Origin of the sequence: Botrimarina hoheduenensis, from assembly GCF_007859815.1 — a bacterium.
Classification (GTDB): Bacteria; Planctomycetota; Planctomycetia; order Pirellulales; family Lacipirellulaceae; genus Botrimarina; species Botrimarina hoheduenensis.
Window position 1 is genome coordinate 176,712 of record NZ_SJPH01000002.1, and the last position, 19,192, is coordinate 195,903.

A 19,192-nucleotide genomic window follows, 5' to 3' on the forward strand; every position below is an offset into this window, starting at 1 on the left:
AGCGACGTTGACCGGGGTTTTCTGGCGGGGGATACTATGGTGCTTGCCTCCCTGCGGCATGCCCTGTCAACCCGCCTTGCTCCTCGTATTGATCCCCCCAACTCCGTTATGCGTGCCGCGTTGCCGAAAGCCCCTGCCGATGCCGATCTCGCGGCTTACTGCCGGCGTGTCGCGGAGCGGGCAAAAAAGGCCTCGGCAGAATTGGCGACGGTCTCTGGCGCGGTGAAAATTGCTTGGTTGCGTCGCACCGCGGAGTTGCTCCGCACGAGCGGCGCGGAGCTTGCCGAAGCCAACGAAAAAGATCTTGCGGCCGCGCCCGACTACGGCCTCAGCGATGCCCAGATCGATCGTTTACGACTCAACGACGAAAGGATTGAGGCGATCGCGGCCGCCCTCGAAGAGATCGCGCTGCTGCGGGATCCGATCGGTGCCGTGATCGATTCGACCGTGCGACCCAACGGATTGCGGATCGACAAGGTGCGAGCGCCGCTCGGTGTGGTGTTCTTTATTTACGAATCGCGGCCGAACGTCACCGCGGACGCGGCGGCCATCTGTGTCAAAGCGGGCAACGCCGTCATTTTGCGGGGTGGCAAAGAGGCGATCCACTCCAGCACCGCGATTGTCAAACTGCTTAGCCGGGCGGCTGCCGAAACGGGCCTGCCGGCCGACGCGGTGCAGCTGGTGAGCACGACCGATCGCGTGGCGGTTGGTCACTTCTTGAAAATGGATACGCTCATCGATGTCGCGATCCCGCGCGGCGGCGAAGGCCTGATCCGGCGTGTCGCCGCCGAAGCGACCATGCCCGTTATCAAGCACTTCGATGGCAACTGCCACGTCTATCTGGACGCCACGGCGGACCCGGTCATGGCCGAAGCGATCACGGTCAATAGCAAGACGCATCGGCTGGGCGTGTGCAACGCGGCGGAGTCGCTCGTGGTGCATGCGGACGTGGCCGCCGAGTTGTTGCCGCGTGTCGGTGCCGCGCTGCAAGCTAAGGGGATCGAGATCCGCGGTGACCAGCGCGTGTGCGAGCTGGTTCCCGGTGCCGTTGCCGCACAAGAAACCGATCTGGGTGCCGAATTCTTGGGTCCGATTATTTCGGCCGTGGTTGTCGAGTCGCTCGACGCCGCGATCGAGCATATCAATCGATACAGCTCGGGACACACCGAGGCGATCGTCACGAAAGATATCGAGTCGGCCCGCATCTTCGCCGCCCGGATCGACAGCGCGGCCGTGATGATCAACGCCAGCACTCGTTTCAACGATGGGGGTGAGTTTGGTCTGGGGGCCGAGATCGGCATCAGTACCGATAAATTTCATGCCCGCGGTCCGTGTGGCGTGGACGAGTTAACCACTTATAAGTACGTCGTACTCGGCACAGGGCAGATACGCTAAATCGCTCGCGCCCTCACGCCGGAGGCGGGGGGGCCTGATAACTCCCCGGGAATCGGGAATCGCGTCATGGATGACCTTCTCAGCCAAGCCGACATCGAGAATCTGCTCGGCGCTACCGGCACAGCCAAGCCGGCACCCAAGTCAGAGGCCAAACCGGCCTCGGGTCAGGTGGCCCCGGCACCACGCTCTCTGGCGGGCGGGATCCGCCCGTTCCCCAAGCCAACCGAAAAGGTTACGAGCTACGACTTCAAGCGGCCCGAGCGGGTTGGCAAAGAGCAGATGCGCGCTCTGCAGACCATGCACGAGGGTTTTGGTCGCAACTACGGGGCGGCCCTCTCAGCGCTGCTACGCACCATTGTCGAAGTGAAGCTGACCAGCGTCGATCAGCTTACTTACAGCGAGTTTGTCTTCAGCCTCGAAAACCCCACCTGCTTTAACCTCATCAACGCCGCTCCGCTCGAAGGGCAGTTGATCCTCGATATCAATCCGTCGCTGCTGTTCCCGATGATCGATCGGCTCATGGGCGGCGGTGCCGAGTCGACCCCGCCGGCCCGGCGTCCGTTGACGGAGATCGAGCTGCGTCTCGTCGGACGCATCACGTCGCTCTTTTTGGACGAGCTCTCGGGCGCTTGGGAGAACGTGCTCAAGCTCGACCTTGCTGTCGACCACGTGGAGAGCAATCCGCAACTCGTCCAGATCGTACCTCCGAACGAAGTTGTCGTGCTGATCAGCTTCGAACTCATCCTGGGCGAAGCGCGGGGGATGATGAACCTGTGTATCCCGTTCAACGCGATTGAACGGATCAGCAGCAAGCTGAGCGCCAACAGCTGGGTCACCTACAGCAAGAAGCCCTCCACCCCGGAGTCGATCCAGATGATCGGCGACCGGCTGACCGGCTCAGAGGTTGAGCTGGTGGTTGAGCTCGCTGAGTCGCGTATCGCTTTGCAAGATGTCATCGGCCTGCGTGTGGGCGACATCATTGCCACCGAAAAAGACACCCGAGTGCCGCTCGTTGTTTCGGTCCAAGGGAGCGAGAAGTTCCACGCCTCGCCCGGTGCTTACAAGGGACGCAAGGCGGTCCGGATCTTGGATCCGATCGAGCACCATCACGTGCGTATCGATCAGGACACCTCGCAGGGCGGGTGAGGCGTGGTCACACGGCGACGCGATCGGGGGGGTCCTGCAACAGGCGGCGCACCTTCGGCCACGCCAACAACGCCTCTAGCATCATCCACACCTGAAGCACCAGCAGCCCCACGCCGAAAGCCAACAGGGGCCACTTGGTGTGCCAGTTCGGCGCGAAGTCGTTCTTAATCTGCTCGATCATCGCCCACGCCGGCATCACGAGCATGAGGGCCATCGGGACGAGCGCGAACCCAATCGGCAGTCGCTGTCGTGCCAGAAAGAACACGATCACCAGAAAGCTGAGGCCCGCGAGCAACTGGTTGGTGGCCCCGAACAGCGGCCACAGAATGAGTCCCCCACTGCCCGGCCCCGCGGGGCCCGGGATCATCGCGACCGCCCCGCCCGCCACGACCGCTAAGAGCGTTGCCGGATGCTTGCCCCGCAGCGGGTTGATCCAGGGCAGCGTCGGTTTGAGCGTCGTGGCGAGCTCCTGGATGACGTACCGCTGTAGCCGCGTGGCGGTGTCGAGCGTGGTCGCCGCGAAGCAGGCGACCAGCACCGCGATGGTTGCCACAGCCAGCTTGGGGGGCACGTAGATCGCGGTCAAGAAGTTGGCTCCCCCCTCGACAAAGGCCCCGACATTTTGGATGAGCCTTTGATTCGCCCAGCCGCCTACGCTGCGAGACATTCCGTTGCTATCCGTAACCGTCGTGATCTTTGTGGGGTATTTTGCTTCCCAGGCGGCGCGGCCGACCAGTCGTTCCCCGTCAGGACCGTTGACGCCCATCCCCAGCCCCGCGCAGCAGGCGAGGATCACCACCACGGCGAGCGCTCCCTCGGTGAGCATGCCGCCGTAGCCAATCGACAGCGCATCGGGCTCGGAGGCGATCTGTTTGCTGGTGGTGCCGCTAGCCACAAGGCAGTGGAAACCGCTGCACGCGCCACACGCGATGGTGATGAACAGGAACGGCATGATCGGTGGCGCGTCGGCCGGTATCTCGGAGGCGAGCATGGGAGCGGCGTTAAGATCGGCGGCCCCGGTCGCTCCCGCGACGAACAGGCCGGTCACGAGCAGCGCCATTGCCACCAAGAGTTGCAGGCTGTTGATGTAGTCACGCGGCTGGAGGAGCAGCCACACGGGCAAGACCGAGGCAAAGTAGCAGTACACCAACAGCACGACGGTCCACAGCACAACCGGTGTGCCGAAGCTATCGAGCGCCGCGATCGTCGGCATGTTGATCGGCAGCCAATACGTACCGATCCCGACCGTGGCATACAGCAAGGCGAGCGCCGCCAGAGAGGGGATGAGCAAGCCGCCGCCCCGCCGCAACACGCCCCAGCCGATAGCGATCGCCAGCGGCATCGCGGTCCAGACGCTCAAGACCGACTCGGGATAGGCACCGAAGATCATCGCGATCACGAGCCCGAAGATCCCGATCACGATGGTCAGCGAGAAAAAAAGAACGACTAAGAACAGCACGCGAGCGCGGGGCGAGAGGATCGAGCCGGCCGCCTCGCCGATCGTTTTGCCTTGGTTGCGCAAGCTGACGACCAGCGCGCCGAGGTCGTGGACGGCTCCAATAAAGATCGATCCGAGAACCACCCACAGCACCGCGGGCAGCCATCCCCAGAAGACGGCGATCGCCGGGCCAACGATCGGGCCCGTTCCGGCAATGCTGGTGAAGTGATGGCCGAAGACCACGCTTTTGGCGGTCGGGACAAAATCGACCCCGTCTCGCAGTGTGTGGCTGGGGGGGAGGTGGCCCGCGTCGAGCTTAAAGACGTATCGCGCCAGCCAGCCGCCGTACCAGCGGTACGCCAGCAGCAGCGCCGCAAAGGAACCCACCGCAACCAGAATCGTGAGCATAAGAAAGGCACCCCGCGTGGAGGCGCGATCGAGAGCAGGAGGAGAAGAACGGGCGTGAAATGAGGGTGGGGGGCCGGACGGGCGAAGACCGGTAATTCTGCTAGTAACGCACACCGACAGGTACGACTGGCCGTGCCAGCGGGCCATGCGGAGCGTTTCCGCCCCTCGCCGATCCTGGGCATGTGACCCTACTATACTCATCTGCCCCGGCGGACTTAATCCGTCCGCCCCGCCCCAGCTTGATGTCGAGAAAAAAGAGAGTCTTTAAGTGCCCGAACATGTCGTGATCATTGGCAGCGGCCCCGCCGGCTGGACCGCCGCCGTGTATGCCGCCCGTGCGAATCTCCACCCGCTCGTCTTCGAGGGTGCGATCACCGAAGACAATCGCCAGAGCGGCACCTTGCCGCTCGGACAGCTTGCGCTGACCACCGAGGTCGAAAACTTTCCGGGGTGGCCCGCGGGCGATCTGTCGGGCTACTTGCGGTCGGCCCTGGACGAAGAGCACCACTGGCTTGCGGACATGCACCAGGGCGAAGGGTGCAGCGGGCCCGAGCTGATGCATCTCATGCGTCAGCAAGCCAAGAATTTTGGAACACGGATTCTGACGGACGACGTGGTCGATGTGGATTTTTCCACACGGCCGTTCAAGATCCGCAGCCGCGACAATCACCCCGAAACGGGCGGGACCAACGAACTCGAAGCGCACGCGGTCATCATCGCCACGGGTGCCAGCGCAAACTACCTCGGCTTACCTTCTGAAGACCGTTTCAAGAACCAAGGCGTTAGCGCGTGTGCGGTATGCGATGGCGCGCTGCCTCGATTCCGCGGTAAGGAGCTGATCGTCGTCGGGGGTGGTGACTCGGCGGTGGAAGAAGCCGACTATCTGACCAAGCACGCCGCAAAGGTCTACATGATCCATCGCCGCGATGCGCTGCGGGCCTCGAAGATCATGGCCGACCGCGCACTCAACAATCCGAAGATTGAGGTGCTGTGGAACACGCAAGTCGCGGAGGTGCTGGGCGACGACGACCATGGCATGACCGGCGTGCGGATCGCGAGCACCGCCGGCGAGCCCGATCGTGAGATCGCGGCGACCGGCATGTTTGTGGCGATCGGTCACACGCCCAACACGAAGTTCCTTAACGGGCAGCTCGACACCAACGCCAAGGGCTACGTGACCTGGACCGTGCCGTTCCGCACCAATACGAGTATCGAAGGGGTTTTTGCGGCGGGAGACGTCTCGGACGATTACTACCGACAGGCATGCACCGCGGCGGGCACCGGCTGCATGGCGGCTCTCGACGCCGAACGTTGGCTCGCGAGCAAAGGTCTGTAGCCGACCCAGCTTGCCAGCGGAGAGCCAGGAAGTTGTACGTCAGCTAGCGATCGTTTGGATTGCCTGCGCCGATAACCGCCCCCCTCGATCCGCTCGACATCTTTGCCATCACCTGTCTCTGTGACGCATCATGCAGAACTTCTCGGTCAAGGAGGCCCGGCAAGAGTCGGCAATCGGCGTGGCGGCCACGGTCAGTGGCTGGATCCGCACCCGGCGTGACTCGAAGGGGGGGTTCAGCTTCCTGGAAGTGAACGACGGCTCTTGCCTGGGAAACCTTCAGGTCGTCGCTCCCGCCGAGCTGACAAACTATGAGTCCGAGGTTCGTCACCTGACCGCCGGCTGCAGCGTGCGCGTGGTTGGTCAAATCGTGGCTTCGGGAGGAGCGGGGCAAGCGACCGAGCTGCGGGCGGAGGCGATCACCATCTATGGCGGTGCCGACCCCGAGACCTACCCGCTTCAGAAGAAGCGACACACGCTGGAGAAGCTCCGCGAGTGGGCCCACTTGCGACCGCGCACCAACGCTATCGGTGCCGTCATGCGCGTGAGGAACCGCGTATGCCGATCGATCCACGACTTCTTTCAAGAAGACGGGTTTCTGTATATCCAGACGCCGATCATCACCGCCAGCGACTGCGAGGGAGCCGGCGAGATGTTCCGCGTGACCACGCTCGACGCGGATAAGCCCGCCCGGACCCCCGCCGGAGAGGTCGACTTTGCGCAAGACTTTTTTGGCAAACGCACCCACCTCACCGTTTCCGGGCAGCTTGAAGGCGAGGTCTACGCGTCGGCGCTCGGCAAGATCTATACGTTCGGCCCCACGTTCCGCGCTGAGAACTCACACACTTCTCGGCATCTGGCCGAGTTCTGGATGGTTGAACCCGAAGCCGCGTTCTATGAGTTGCCGGACAATATCGATCTGGCTCAAGCGTTTCTCAAGCGGATCGTCGGCGACGTGCTGCGTGACTGCCAAGAAGACTTGGCGCTCTTCACCGAACGGATCGACGCCGACCTGATGCCGCGGCTCGAAAAGCTCGTGGCCGACGACTTTGTCCGGCTGCCGTACACCGAAGCGATCACACGGCTGACCGATAGTGGCGAGAGTTTCGAGTACCCCGTAACCTGGGGCTCGGACCTTCAGGCAGAGCACGAACGCTTCCTGACCGAGAAACAGTTTGGCGCTCCAGTGGTGTTGTACGACTACCCGGCTTCGATCAAGCCCTTCTACATGTACGTCAACGAGCCCGACACCGCGGGACGATTGACCGTGCGGGCGATGGACGTTCTCGTGCCGGGCGTGGGAGAGATTATCGGCGGCAGCCAGCGTGAGCACCGCCTGGAAGTGCTTGAGCGTCGCATGGCAGAGCAGTCGCTCGATCCGGCGGAGTACTGGTGGTACACCGATCTGCGGCGCTATGGCAGCGTGCCGCACAGCGGCTTCGGGCTGGGCCTGGAGCGGATGGTGCAGTACGTGACCGGAATGGCCAATATCCGCGACGTGATCCCCTTCCCGCGAACGCCGCTCTCCGCCGAATTCTGAGCTGACCGCGCCCCTACTCTAAGCCTTGCGGCCGGTCTTGCTCACCTAGCGTTTCGAGAAGCCGCTGGGCCATGCTGTTCGCAGCGCGAGCGCGGGCGTGACGCACGTAATGCCGTCGCGAGTCCTCGAGCAGTTCATCGGGGGTCGAACCCCTTGCCGCTTTCCATTGACGGATGAAGCCATCGAGCGCGGCCGGATCGCCATCGAGCGCGGCAAAGAGCGCGTCATCGAGCTCTTCCAGTCGTTCCAGCACGGGTGGCGCGATGGTTTGGCCACGTTGGGTAACCACACGGTACTGCTCGTATAGCGACTGCTTTTCGGCACGCCGCACGACCGACTCAGGGGTCCGCGACTCAGGGGTCCGCGCAGCCGCTACCGTCAGGCTGCTCTCGGGAGCAGGCGTAAAGCGATCGGTCGGCAGAACGGTAGCGGGCAGCATATCGGAGTAGGTAAATCGAGGTGTCGTTGAAAGATGTGGGCGGCGGTGATCGGCCGGTGGTATCGCTAAGTTTTGAATCGGGGCCAGCTAGTGCCGCCATTGATTCGGTCTGAACCGCTAGCAAGACTCCCGAACCAGGCACTAAGTTCGCGCTACGCCGTTGCCAGCGCAGATAGGGGCGTTGGCGTAAGTCCAAGGACGCACCAGCGCTCGGGGAAGTTCCCCGCGCAGAACGCACCGTTTGCCCACCGAGCGCTTCAGGTGCTACGGAGCGTCAGGCCGGTTTGTTCCGCAGCCGGGCAAAACGCTGCGCAACGGACTCCTCGGCTTCGGCACAGGTTCCGGGGGATTCTTCGCCCCCCTCGGAGCAGGCGGCCGAATCGTCAGAAAAATCGTCCGTCAGCACCGCGTTGGGTTCCGCCAGCTCTGCTAGCGGCAGCTCGCCCACTTCTTGCAGCTGGGCAGCCAGGGCGTTGTTGGAAGCCTGGGCTTCTAGCAGTTCCTCGGTGCGTTGCTGCAGGTGCCGTTCGAGTTCGGCCACGCGGTTGCGAGCGAGACCCAGATCGTGCTGCAGGCGTTGTCGCTGTCGCCCTTCTTCTTCTTGCTGCTGCCGCCACTGGGAGCGTTCTTGTTCGAGTGATTCGTAGGCTTCAGCGACCCGCTGCTCCATGCGGCCGCCGATCTCCTCAAGCTCGCGAACTGCCGACTCGACCGCGTCGAGCGAAGCGGTGTATTCGTTGGCCAAACGATCCTCGTCATCCTGCCAGCCCTCCAGGAGCTGGCGGATCGGCTCGTGGGGAGCGGCGGCGGAGGGGTTGGACATAATAGACCCGACACGTCTTCTTCGTATCGGCGGGGATGTGTGCGCCGGCGGGAGAGGGAGAGAGGGACGTACCGAGCAGGTCCCCGGGGGCCAGAAACAGCCCCGGGGTATCGATGAGGAGTGGGTGTGAGGAATCGCCCAGACGATCCCCCCGCACGTTGAAAACCTAGGTTACGTTCCGCGACCGGTCAAACGGCTTTTGGCGACGTTTTTTCACGGGGCGGCGTTGCCCTCACCCCCCAAGGGGGGATTAACATAAGCAGCGTGCTCCTCCGTTCCTACTCTGACGATTAATCTGTGATGTTTGCTTTTCGCTGGCTCTTGCCGATTGTGTTACTCACGCCCGTGCCGCTCGACGCGCGAGACACGCTTGTCGTGGCCTTTAATGCCGACGATGACAACCGCAACGGCGTCCGCGATTTTCAAGAGCCGCTCTCGCTATCCGACAACGATGTGGTGATCGCTTGGTCGGCGGAGCAGCTACCCGAGAATCTCCGCGTTGCCTGTGATGCTCCACCGGGGGCCATTCGGTTTGCGCTTTCCAGCGATCGCAAGCAGATCGCGGTCGATGCCCTGCGTTCCGCAGACCCGGACTGGGATGGCACCTTTCGGTTGCATGTCACTACCGATGAGCGGCAAGAGGTTATCGAGGGCCACGTTGCGCCGCTCCGCGTGCGTTCTAGCCTGGCACAGGCCCAGACGGTTTTTGTGCGTGAGTTTCCCAACCGCAACGAACGCTTGATCCAACAACTGGGCGAGATCTGTCGTCTTGCCGGCGCCGAGTTGCACGTGGTCCCGGCCGGTGAGCCCTACGCTTACAACCACATCTGGTTACAAGACACGGTCGAGTTCCTCGAAGCCCAGGGAGCCCCGGTACCGATGACGGTTGCCCTGTCGGCCAACCGCGCTCGCCGTTTGGATCGGTTCGCCCGCGACCGATTGCTCGGGCCCGGTGTCGGTTACATGCGGGTTGGATCTTATCGAAAAAAATTCGCGGAGGGCGAGGGTGGCGTCTCTTGGATCGATTGGTACGGCAATCTCGAGGCCTCACCCCCAACGGACGAGCACCCTGTTGGAAGGATTCTGTACGGCATCGACAAGCAGCGCGATGCTTCGCTTCACCCGAAAGTGCTTGCTTGGCTCGCGGCACAGTTGGGTGCCGAACCGCTTGCGCTCGACGTCGGTTGGCTGACGATCAAGCACGTTGATGAGATGGTCTCGTTTCTTCCGGCGAAAGACGGTGGGTTCTTGGTGCTGGTGCCCGATCCGAACGCGGCGCTCGATCGGTTGCGTCACCTGCGTGACGACGGCTACGGCGACACGCGTCTGCTGGACATCTTCGAAAACCAAACAACCGTCAACTCGGTGCTCGACGACGCCGACTTTGTAGTCGCAAATCAGCGTTTGTGGCGCGAACGAATCGAGCCGATGTCACGCAAGCTGCTGAAGGAAATTGGTGTACCCCGCGATCGCTTGCGCAGGATGCCGGTCCTCTTTCAGCCCGATGGCACGCCCCGGACGCCGAATGTGGTGAACTGTCTAGTGCTCCCCGGCACCGAGGGCCAACCCGCGCAGGTCGCGATGGCGGACCCCAACGGACCGATGATCGACGGCGTGGACGCGTTCCAGGCAGAGACCCGTAGCCGGCTTTCCGATGCGAACGCCACGCTCCACTTTGTGGACGATCGACAGTACCACAAGTGGTCGGGCAACGTTCACTGCGCAACCAACGCCATTCGGCCGTTGCCTGCGGCTCAACGCTAAGGTTGAGTTCGTAGTAGGTCGAGCGTTAAGGTGCTTGCCCCCCGTCGGCGCGCATCGCCAGAGTGCGCCATGCGTCGCGCTCGATGTTGTCTTGGTAGAACGAAACCGAACCGTCGAGCCGCGCCGCGTTTACGCCGCCCGGATGTGCGCTGCGCGAGGTGACGATGGCGTAAGTCGGCCCGCCGCCGCCGCTGAGCTTGCCCTCTTGCCAAGAGTTGTAGTCGTGATCGAGTAGCACGCCTCCCTGATCGAGAAGCATCCGGCTGTTGGGTGGCAGCGTTGCAGTGAAGCCCGTGTGATGCACCCGACCGTCGGGCCATTCGGTGTGTCCGGTGTTTTTGTACTCGGCCGCGGGCACGAGCGCGGCGGCCGTATCGGCGTCGGGGGGGATCGTGGTGCTAGTGGGTTGGGCGTTGCGACGGTAGTGCTGCCAGCCGAGGACCTCGCTCGCAAGGAGCGTCTTGCTGGCCCCGTCCGTGACACGGCGGAGCTCGAGATTGCTGTCGGGAAAGAAGAGCCCGTCGCCTCCTTCATTGGTAGCGGGGTCGTAAACGAACCACGTGCCGAAGTTGAAACCGTAGCTCGTCGGGTACAGCAGCACTTTGCCGCCGCCCGGATCACGCACCAGGAAAGAATTCTCATCGCTCGGGCAACCGAACACGGCGATCTTGAGGCCGTTGATCGGCTGCTGATTATCCCAAGCAAGGGTCAGATCGACCGTGCGATACAGGGCCCCCTCTTCCAGGAACGGCAGCACCCGGCCGTGTACGCCCCAGGCACCGTTGTTGCCGGTGGTGCCCGTGATCTGCGTGCTGGGCGGCAGGTGGCCGGCGAAGCTCTCAAAGTTCAGTACCGCCAGGGAGAGCTGCCGAAGGTGGTTCACGCAGCTCGATCGCCGCGCTGCCTCGCGCGCCGCTTGCACGGCTGGCAGCAGCAGAGCCACCAGGATGCCGATGATCGCGACGACCACCAGCAGTTCAACAAGCGTGAAGGCAGCCGTGTAGCGTGTTGCTCGGTAGCGCATCGGGTGCCTCTCAGAAGTTTCGATAGGGCGGCCTATTCTCCGGGGGGAGCCGGAGGAAATCGTTGTCCAATCCTGCTAATCTATCGGGTCAGCCAAACGGCACGCAATCTCACGAGCCAGGAACCCGCTATGTCGCGATTTCCCTTTCCGATGCCAACCCGTCGCTTCCCGCACCGATCCGATTCGCAGGGGTCGCGCCTGCCCGGAGGGTACGACCAGCGCGACCGTCCGCCGTTTGGAGTGGGCCGTCCTCAGGCCCCCTCGGGGGGGGCTTCGCTCGGCAGCGGGGGGCTGAAAGTCCGGCTGCTGATCGCGCTGGCGCTCGCGGTCTTCGCCCTGCTCTCGTACTACGGCAACCCGGGCGACGTGAACCAGATCACCGGCGAGCGCGAGCGCGTCGCCCTGCCCGAAGAAGACCAAGAGATGGCGCTCGGTCGGCAGGCCGCACCGGAGATGGTCCGTCAGCACCGCGGTGTGTCAAGTGATGCCGAGGCGCGAGCGCTGGTCGATCAGATTGGCCGCCAGCTGCTCGCGGGTCTTGAAATCTGGATCGCCGAGAAGCAAGCCGAAACCGGTGCCGAACTCCGCAACCCGTACGACTTTGAGTTCACCCTGCTCGCGGATCCCAGTACCGTGAATGCCTTTGCGTTGCCCGGCGGGCAGGTGTTCATCACCGAGGCCCTCTTTAGCCGTCTCAACACCCGCGGCGAGCTGGCGGGCGTGCTGGGGCACGAGATCGGTCACGTGATCGATCGCCATGGCAACGAACGGATGGCGAAGCAGCAGCTCTTTAGCGGGCTGGCGGCCGCCGGCGGTGTTGCCGGAGGCGATGCCAACTCGGCCCGCATGGCCCAAATGGCCGCGCAGTTTATCCAGATGAAGTACGGCCGCGACGACGAGCTACAGAGTGACCGCTGGGGCGTAATCCTGTGCGAGAAAGCGGGCTACGATCCGCGTGCGATGGTGGGCGTGATGAAGGTGCTGGACGAAGCCTCGCCCAGCGGTGGCCCGCCCGAGATGATGAGCACCCACCCGAAGCCCGCCAACCGCATCGCCTACATCGAACAGGTTATCCGCGACGTGTTCCCCAACGGCGTGCCGGGCGGCCTGCGGCCGTGATTGAAACGCTGAAAAAGAGCGTTGGATGTCGATCGTAAACAAGCCGACCAACAGGAGACCTATCAATGAACGAGTTAGTGACCTGCCTGTGGTTTGATCGTGGCGAAGCCCGACAGGCGGCCGATTTTTATGCGGCCACGTTCCCTGATAGCCATGTGGATTGCGTCAATCACGCGCCGGGAGATTTTCCCAGTGGCGAAGCGGGGCAGGAGTTGACCGTCGAGTTCACGGTGCTTGGGCGACGGTTTGTCGGACTCAACGGGGGCCCCAACTTCAGGCCCAACGAAGCGGTCAGCTTCATGGTGTTGACCGACAATCAGATAGAAACCGATCGGTACTGGGACGCCATTCTCTCAAGTGGTGGTGCCGCCAGCGCTTGTGGTTGGTGCAAAGATCGCTGGGGATTTTCTTGGCAGATCACGCCCAGGCGACTGCTCGAGCTGATCACGAGCAAAGACCCCCCCCATGCCAAGCGTGCCTTCGAAGCGATGATGACGATGACAAAGATCGATCTGGCGGCCCTGGAACGGGCGATCTCTTAGAGAACCCCGCTGCGCAGGCACCGCTCAGCGCATCGCTGCCATGAAGCGGTCGAACAGATAGTGGCTGTCGTGCGGGCCGGCGGAGGCCTCGGGATGGTACTGCACGCTGAACGCCGGTGTGGCGGTGCCCGCCAAGCCGCGGTGCTGGACCCCTTCGATCGTGCCGTCGTTGAGCGAAACGTGTGTCACCTCTAGATCGGAGGGCAACGAATCCGCTTCGACCGCGAAGCCGTGGTTCTGGCTCGTGATCTCCACCTTGCCGGTCGCGAGATCCTGCACCGGATGGTTGGAGCCCCGGTGGCCGAACTTCAGCTTGAAGGTCTTGGCACCGCACGCTAGCGACAGCAGCTGGTGCCCCAAACAGATGCCAAAGATCGGCTTCTTGCCGACCAGCTGAGCGATCGCTTGGCTGGCGTAAACGAGCGGTTCCGGGTCGCCCGGGCCGTTGGAAAGGAACACCCCGTCTGGCTCGAGGGCGAGCACCTCGTCGGCGGTGGTCTGGCCGGGCACGAGCGTCACGCGGCAGCCGTTGCCCGCCAAGTGACGGGGGATGTTCCATTTCATGCCATAGTCATAGGCCACCACATGCGGGCCGGCGCTGCCGGCGGGCTGACTGCCGCTGCCATCCAGACGGGTCCAGCAGCTGAGCGGCTCGCTCCACGTGCCACGCTCGGCGGGGGTGACCTCGCTCACCAGATCGCGCCCCACGAGGCCGGCGCTCGCTCGCGCCTTGGCGATGAGGCTTTCGTCGTCCAGGTCACGCGTCGAAAGCACGCCGCGCATGGCACCCGACGAGCGCAGCCGTCGCACTAGCGCGCGGGTGTCGATCGCCTCGATCGCCACCACTCCGTGACGGCGGAGGTAATTATCGAGTTTGATCTCGCTGCGAAAGTTGCTCGCGATGCGGCTGTTCTCGCGCACCACAAAGCCGGTCACCTTGGGAGTTGCGCTCTCCGTGTCTTCACTGCTGATGCCATAGTTGCCGATCTGCGGGTAGGTCATCGTGACGATCTGACCCGTGTAGCTCGGGTCGGTCAGCACCTCTTGGTAGCCCGTCATCGAGGTGTTGAAGCAGACCTCTCCCGCCACCTCCCCTTCGGCACCAATTGACAGGCCGGTGAAGACCGTACCGTCTTCCAGGGCGAGCTTGGCGGGCGTCGATTCGGGCATAGCGAAACCGCAGTCGTTAGTCGGGAGCGAAGCAAAGGCTGAGGAGGATGCCGTATTGTCTCTCGGCCCTCGGGAGGGTTCAACGGGCCGGCGGCTGGGTGGAAGCCGATTCGGGGCAAGATTAGTTCTTGCCCGGCGAATAGCCTGAAAACAACGCTGCCCGACGGCAACGCTTGCCGACGCGGAGCGGATTCCCCCCCGTATTAAAATAGGGAGATTGTCGCATCATGGCCAACCATCGGGTTTTCCTGCCCTTGCTGCTGATTCTGGGGCTCGCGCTGACGGGCTTCGCCTGGGGGCAGGAAGCAGCTTCCGACACGCCCGCCGCGGTCGATCCGGTGCCCAGCCCCAGCGTCTCTCAGAAGGCGGCCGAAACGCTCAAAAGCGCTCGCGAGACCGCCGAAACACTCGCCCAGACCATCGACCAAGATGAGCGGGTCCAGCAGGTGTCCGCCGGACTGCTCCAGCCGATCTATCAGCTCGCCGAGGCCTTTTCGTTTCCCGCTTTCCACTGGATCGCCTTTGCCCTGATGGCGGCCGGTGTGGTGAGCTTTGCCTTGCAACTGACCCTGGGCAAGCTCGTTGTGTTGGGACGAATGGGATTCAGCCTGTCGGAGATTATCTCCGACCTCTTGGGGCTGCTCGTGAGCCTGGTGGGCCTCGTACTGACGACCCAGGCGGCAGCGCAAAATTCCAGCTTCACCAATAGTTCGGGTGCCGTCTTGTCCTCAGCGCTCGTAGGGGTGCTCGTTGGGCTGGTGCTGTACGTGTGGGGGCAGCGGCAAGAATTGCAGGCGGTCGAGGGCCGACGCCGCGTGGCTTCAGCCGCCAGCGAGACCGAATGACAACCAGCTCCAAACGCAGAGCGCGCCGCCCACGTTCGATGCAGCACCGATAAATCGGTTGCGTCGGTCAGGTGGCGGCCGTCTCTGCGGGGGCACCGGCGTAGTCGGCCTCAGCCTCTTTGAGGCATGCCTTGATCTGGCGGACCGCTTGGCGGAGGCGTTCTTCGTTTTCAACGAGGCTCATCCGCAGGTAGCCTTCGCCATCGGGGCCGAAACCGCTGCCGGGGCTCGCGGCGACGTTCCCCTTGTCGAGCAGCATCATGGCAAAGTCCATCGTGCTCATGCGGCTGCGCCACGGCTCGGGGATGGGCTGCCAGACAAACATGCCCGCTTTGGGGCGGGCGTCTTCCCAGCCGATCCTCGCCAGCGAATCGCACAGCGCGTCGCGCCGCGACTGGTAGATCTGCGATTGGCGTTCGACCGCCGCGTCGGTGTGGCGTAGCGCCATGATCGCGGCGATCTGGATCGCCTGGAACATGCCGTAGTCGTAGTAGCCTTTGATGGTAGCCAGCGCCTGAATCATCTGGCGGTTGCCGCTACAGAAGCCGACGCGCCAGCCGGCCATGTTGTAGCCCTTGCTCATGGTGGTGAATTCAACCCCCACATCGATCGCCCCGGGCGACGACAAAAAGCTGGGGGGGTGAAAGCCATCAAAGGTTACGTCGGCATAAGCGAAGTCGCTGATCACCATCAGGTTATAGCGCTTCGCGAGGCGCACCACTTCGTCGTAGAACGGCTGCTCCACAACAACGCTTGTCGGGTTGTGCGGGTAGCACAGCAGCAGGAGCTTCGGCTTGGGATACAGCGTCTCGCAGGTGTGAGCGATTGCCGACAAGAATTTGTCCGAGTCGGTCACCGGCAACTGAATCACATTGCCGCTGGCTAGGGCAACCGCATACACGTGCACGGGGAAGTACGGCGTTGGCACCAATGCCGTATCGCCCGGTCCCATCAGGGACAGGCACATATGGCTGAAGCCCTCCTTCGAGCCGAGGCACGTGATGACCTCCGCGTCCGGATCGAGCCGCACCCCGTACTTTTTGAAGTACTTGGCCGCGACCTCGCGGCGCAGGTTGGCGATACCGTTGCTCTTGCTGTAGCGGTGGTTGCGTGGATCCCGCGCGGCCTCGACGAGCTTCTCGATGACGAGCTCCTCGGGCGGATCGCTCGGGTTGCCCATGCCCAGCTCGATCACGTCGTCTCCTGCGACGCGTTTGTCGTAGATCATCTTGTTGATCCGCCCAAACAAATAAGGCGGCAACCGCGTCACCCGATCGGCGACACGTACTGAAAAGGGCTCGGAGGCAGCGGCCGGATGATTCGAGGGGTTCATGGTCGGCGGGCGGAGGGCCGTGGACGGGAAAAAAGTTGGGCGAGCGGATGCCCACGCTTGAGTATACTCGTCTACGCTCGGGTTCGCCGAGCCGGCCTTTTCGCTTGCTTTCAACCTGCCCCGTCTCCCCGTGCGGGAAACGGTCCGTTTCCTCCGACGAGGCGGCGCGTGTCCTTTCTTTCTCGTTTTGGTAAACGCGGGGCTCCAACGCCCTCGAACAACGCGGAACGCGACCAGCGCTTGCTGGACGAGGCCCGCGAACAGATCGCCAAGTACCTGGCCGATGGCAATAACGCCGCCGCAGGGGCCTTGTGCGCAAAACTCCGCGGAACCGGAGCGGGCTTGCGGCTCGAGCCCGCGCAGTACGCCCCCGCCATCAAGGGGCTGCTTGCAGCCGGCCGCTTTCCCGAGGGTGCCCGACTGCTTTCCGACTGGATCGAAATCCAGCCCGACCAGGCGCACGCGCTCCGCTTGCGACTGGCCCAGCTCTGTGTCGACCGCCTCAAGCGGCCAGGCCGCGCGCTCGACTTGCTAGTGCAGATCGACCCCGAGAAGCTCACCGACCCTGAATGCCTGCTGGCGCACGAGATCGTTGCCCGCGCCGAAAAGATGCAGGACGAGGGCCTGGTCGAGCTAGACGATGGCGACTGGTGAGAGGATGCCGACAAAAAAACGAGGCCGCGCTCCTTGCAGGATCGCGGCCTCGCTCGTTGTCATCAGGGCATGAAGGATCGGGTGTGTCGCTGATTTAGCGAACGCCACTAGCCTGCCGTACCGCCGTGTCCTTGCGAGACTCGGCTTGGCCTTCCGCTTTAGCGGGTGCCTGGCTTGTACCGGTCAGGTAGTTGTCGATCCGCGCGGCGCTCCGCAACCGGTCAAACTCTTCGCTCATCGCGATGCGGATCTTCTTCTCGTAGATGTCTTGCGACAAGACATCGTGAACCTCGGCCAGCTCGATATCGAGCGTCTCGGTGCGGCCCTCACAACGAAGAAGGATAAACTTGTCTCCGACTTGCGTGATGCCGGACATCTCTCCCGGTGAGAGCGCGAAGGCGGCTTCTTCCAGCTGAGGTTGTCCGCCATAGCGGCGCACCGGCGGTGCCTCGCCGCGAAGGCTGCGGCTCGATGGTTCGATCGAGTACTCGGCCGCAAGCTCGCCGAAGTACTCAGCGGACGGGTTCTGCCGCGCCTTGTCCCAAACTTCTTGTGCACGCCGCAGATCGTCCATGACGATTGCGAGGCAGCGGACCCGCTCGCCGTAGTTGGCCTCGTAGCCCTTCTTCAGATCGTCATCCGTGACCATGACGCGATCACCGGTTAGCTTCTTCAGCGCGGCAGACGGCCACACCGAGTCTCGGACATAGAGCTCGTAGCTCACGTCCTGCTCTTCGGTTGCCATCTGAACCCAGCGGCGCATGTCGGCCTCGCCCGCTGAGTCGAGCACACCGGCCAAGCGGGCGGCATGACGCATCTCCGATTCGAGGTCTTGCTGCGTGACGCTGTATCCCGCGGCTTGCAGTGCCTGCCGTAGCGCGAGGTGCGACACCTCGACCTCGAGCACCTCTTTTCCGTGACGCAGCAGGCACTCTTGGCCGAGTTCCTGCATCGTTATCGGTTCGCCGTTAACTGTCGCGACCACACCGGGCATCGACTGCCGCAGACGCGGGTCGTTGTAGACGTTCTGGATCGTTGCGGCATTCTGGAGTTTGGCGAACAGGTCGTTAGCGACCTCACGCAGCTTGCCCTCGCGGATCTCTTCTTCCAGCTCGGCTCGGACTTGGGCCATCGCAACGTTTCGTGCTGGCACGTGCCCCTCGCACTTGATGATCGCGTGCTGGGGGCCGACGGTGATGACCTTTGACACCTCGTCGGCTTGCATCGAGAAGGCTGCTCGCTCAATGGCGGCCTCGCCGACGTGCAGCCGGATTGGTTGGATCAAACCGCCGATGCTGGCCGAGTTGATGTCTTCCGAGTGCTGCATCGCAAGCCGTGCAAACTCGGCCGGACGGGCCGCCGCTTCGCGCTGCACTTGCTGCGCCTTCTGAGCGTCCGAAACCACGATCAGGCGTACCTGCACTCCCGGCCCAAAGCGGGTCTCGTAGGCTTTTTTCAGCTCAGCGTCGGACACCACGAGCTCGCTCCCGGCCAGCTTCCGCAGCGCTAACGTGGGCCACAGGATGTCTCGCTGATACTCGGCGGCGCTGACGCCTCGCTGCTGCTCGAGCAGCTCGAGCCATTGCTCGCGACCGAGCTTGAAGCGCTTCGCCATGCGATCGAGTTCGGCGTCGATGTCAGCGTCGGTCACTGTCAAACCGCGCTTGCGACAGTGGTGATCGATCAGGCGTTTGTTGACGAGGCTTTCAAGAACCCCCTCGCCGTGCCGCTCGACGCAACCCTGGATCAGGGTTTCGCGACGGATGTCTTGTCCGTTGACCAACGCCATCACTTCTTGCTGCGGCGTGGTTGCAGCGCCGGCCTGGGTTGCCGGAGCGCGATGGCTCGTTTGGGTGTCACCCGGTGCCGCCTCGGCAACCGGATTGCCGATCAACAGCCGGCCAACCACCAGGGCACCAAGGGCCAGCGTGGCAGAAGCCGCGAGCCACCATCGACGCCGATCTGGCACAACGGTGTTGGCGGGTACTCTCTCAGGGGGCGTCTTCGCCGCGTCCTTGCGGGCCATCGCTATTGCTCCATCAAAAAGGAAGTCCGGGCGCAGAGTTTGCGGGGAGTAGCGCCGACGGGGAGCGAGAGATTAGCACCCCATGAGAATTGCGAGAAGAGAAATCGCTAGCCCACCGCCGATACGCCTCGCCACCCGTGATAACACGAAGACAGACAGCGCAAAAAAAAGCCGGGCGTGCTAGCACGCCCGG

General features: G+C 63.2%; 16 protein-coding genes. 9 read left to right on the forward strand and 7 right to left on the reverse strand.

What is annotated here, in order from left to right; translation table 11 throughout:
* The first annotated feature begins 108 nt into the window (after positions 1-108).
* Complete coding sequence (locus Pla111_RS04560) at positions 109-1,395, forward strand: glutamate-5-semialdehyde dehydrogenase (protein WP_146571855.1); 1,287 nt, start codon at positions 109-111, stop codon at positions 1,393-1,395.
* A gap of 66 nt (positions 1,396-1,461) precedes the next feature.
* On the forward strand, positions 1,462-2,541 hold the full coding sequence (fliM, locus tag Pla111_RS04565; protein ID WP_146571857.1) for a flagellar motor switch protein FliM: 1,080 nt from the start codon (positions 1,462-1,464) through the stop codon (positions 2,539-2,541).
* A gap of 7 nt (positions 2,542-2,548) precedes the next feature.
* On the opposite strand, the gene Pla111_RS04570 is transcribed toward fliM, so the two are convergent.
* The gene (locus Pla111_RS04570; RefSeq protein ID WP_146571859.1) at positions 2,549-4,387 is read right to left on the reverse strand and encodes a carbon starvation CstA family protein; all 1,839 of its coding nucleotides are present in this window, start codon (positions 4,385-4,387) and stop codon (positions 2,549-2,551) included.
* Between the two features lie 268 nt (positions 4,388-4,655).
* On the opposite strand from Pla111_RS04570, the gene Pla111_RS04575 reads away from it, so the two are divergent.
* Both Pla111_RS04575 and asnS read left to right on the forward strand, forming a co-directional pair.
* Positions 4,656-5,723, forward strand: coding sequence for a thioredoxin-disulfide reductase (locus Pla111_RS04575; protein WP_146571862.1), 1,068 nt, complete (start codon positions 4,656-4,658; stop codon positions 5,721-5,723).
* Between the two features lie 130 nt (positions 5,724-5,853).
* On the forward strand, positions 5,854-7,260 hold the full coding sequence (gene asnS, locus Pla111_RS04580; protein ID WP_146571864.1) for an asparagine--tRNA ligase: 1,407 nt from the start codon (positions 5,854-5,856) through the stop codon (positions 7,258-7,260).
* Between the two features lie 13 nt (positions 7,261-7,273).
* Here asnS and Pla111_RS04585 read toward each other — a convergent pair whose 3' ends face one another.
* Together Pla111_RS04585 and Pla111_RS04590 are read right to left on the reverse strand one after the other, a co-directional pair.
* Positions 7,274-7,699: a hypothetical protein gene (locus Pla111_RS04585; protein WP_146571865.1), complete on the reverse strand. Its 426-nt coding sequence runs from the start codon at positions 7,697-7,699 to the stop codon at positions 7,274-7,276.
* Positions 7,700-7,973: 274 nt separating this feature from the next.
* Positions 7,974-8,522, reverse strand: coding sequence for a hypothetical protein (locus tag Pla111_RS04590; RefSeq protein ID WP_146571867.1), 549 nt, complete (start codon positions 8,520-8,522; stop codon positions 7,974-7,976).
* Positions 8,523-8,822: 300 nt separating this feature from the next.
* On the opposite strand from Pla111_RS04590, the gene Pla111_RS04595 reads away from it, so the two are divergent.
* Positions 8,823-10,286 (forward strand): protein-arginine deiminase family protein, encoded by a 1,464-nt coding sequence (locus Pla111_RS04595; RefSeq protein ID WP_146571869.1) that lies wholly within the window; start codon positions 8,823-8,825, stop codon positions 10,284-10,286.
* Between the two features lie 25 nt (positions 10,287-10,311).
* Here Pla111_RS04595 and Pla111_RS04600 read toward each other — a convergent pair whose 3' ends face one another.
* Entirely contained in the window at positions 10,312-11,310 is a 999-nt protein-coding gene (locus Pla111_RS04600) for a DUF1559 domain-containing protein (protein WP_146571871.1), read from the reverse strand.
* 129 nt (positions 11,311-11,439) lie between these two features.
* Between Pla111_RS04600 and Pla111_RS04605 the strand changes: the two genes are divergently transcribed.
* Complete coding sequence (locus Pla111_RS04605) at positions 11,440-12,429, forward strand: M48 family metalloprotease (protein ID WP_231930738.1); 990 nt, start codon at positions 11,440-11,442, stop codon at positions 12,427-12,429.
* Between the two features lie 65 nt (positions 12,430-12,494).
* Positions 12,495-12,971, forward strand: a complete 477-nt coding sequence (locus Pla111_RS04610) for a VOC family protein (protein ID WP_146571873.1) — start codon at positions 12,495-12,497, stop codon at positions 12,969-12,971.
* Between the two features lie 24 nt (positions 12,972-12,995).
* Here the strand turns inward: Pla111_RS04610 and carA are convergent, their stop codons facing one another.
* Positions 12,996-14,141, reverse strand: coding sequence for a glutamine-hydrolyzing carbamoyl-phosphate synthase small subunit (carA, locus tag Pla111_RS04615; protein WP_146571875.1), 1,146 nt, complete (start codon positions 14,139-14,141; stop codon positions 12,996-12,998).
* A 227-nt stretch (positions 14,142-14,368) separates the two neighbouring features.
* Here carA and Pla111_RS04620 point away from each other — a divergent pair, with 227 nt between their 5' ends.
* Positions 14,369-14,986 carry a hypothetical protein gene (locus tag Pla111_RS04620; protein WP_146571877.1) on the forward strand — a complete coding sequence of 206 codons (618 nt, stop codon included), beginning with the start codon at positions 14,369-14,371 and terminating at the stop codon, positions 14,984-14,986.
* 67 nt (positions 14,987-15,053) lie between these two features.
* On the opposite strand, the gene Pla111_RS04625 is transcribed toward Pla111_RS04620, so the two are convergent.
* Positions 15,054-16,319, reverse strand: a complete 1,266-nt coding sequence (locus Pla111_RS04625; RefSeq protein WP_146571880.1) for an aminotransferase class I/II-fold pyridoxal phosphate-dependent enzyme — start codon at positions 16,317-16,319, stop codon at positions 15,054-15,056.
* A 168-nt stretch (positions 16,320-16,487) separates the two neighbouring features.
* On the opposite strand from Pla111_RS04625, the gene Pla111_RS04630 reads away from it, so the two are divergent.
* Positions 16,488-16,973: a hypothetical protein gene (locus Pla111_RS04630; protein WP_146571882.1), complete on the forward strand. Its 486-nt coding sequence runs from the start codon at positions 16,488-16,490 to the stop codon at positions 16,971-16,973.
* Positions 16,974-17,067: 94 nt separating this feature from the next.
* On the opposite strand, the gene Pla111_RS04635 is transcribed toward Pla111_RS04630, so the two are convergent.
* Positions 17,068-18,999 carry a peptidylprolyl isomerase gene (locus tag Pla111_RS04635; protein ID WP_146571884.1) on the reverse strand — a complete coding sequence of 644 codons (1,932 nt, stop codon included), beginning with the start codon at positions 18,997-18,999 and terminating at the stop codon, positions 17,068-17,070.
* Positions 19,000-19,192 lie beyond the last annotated feature (193 nt).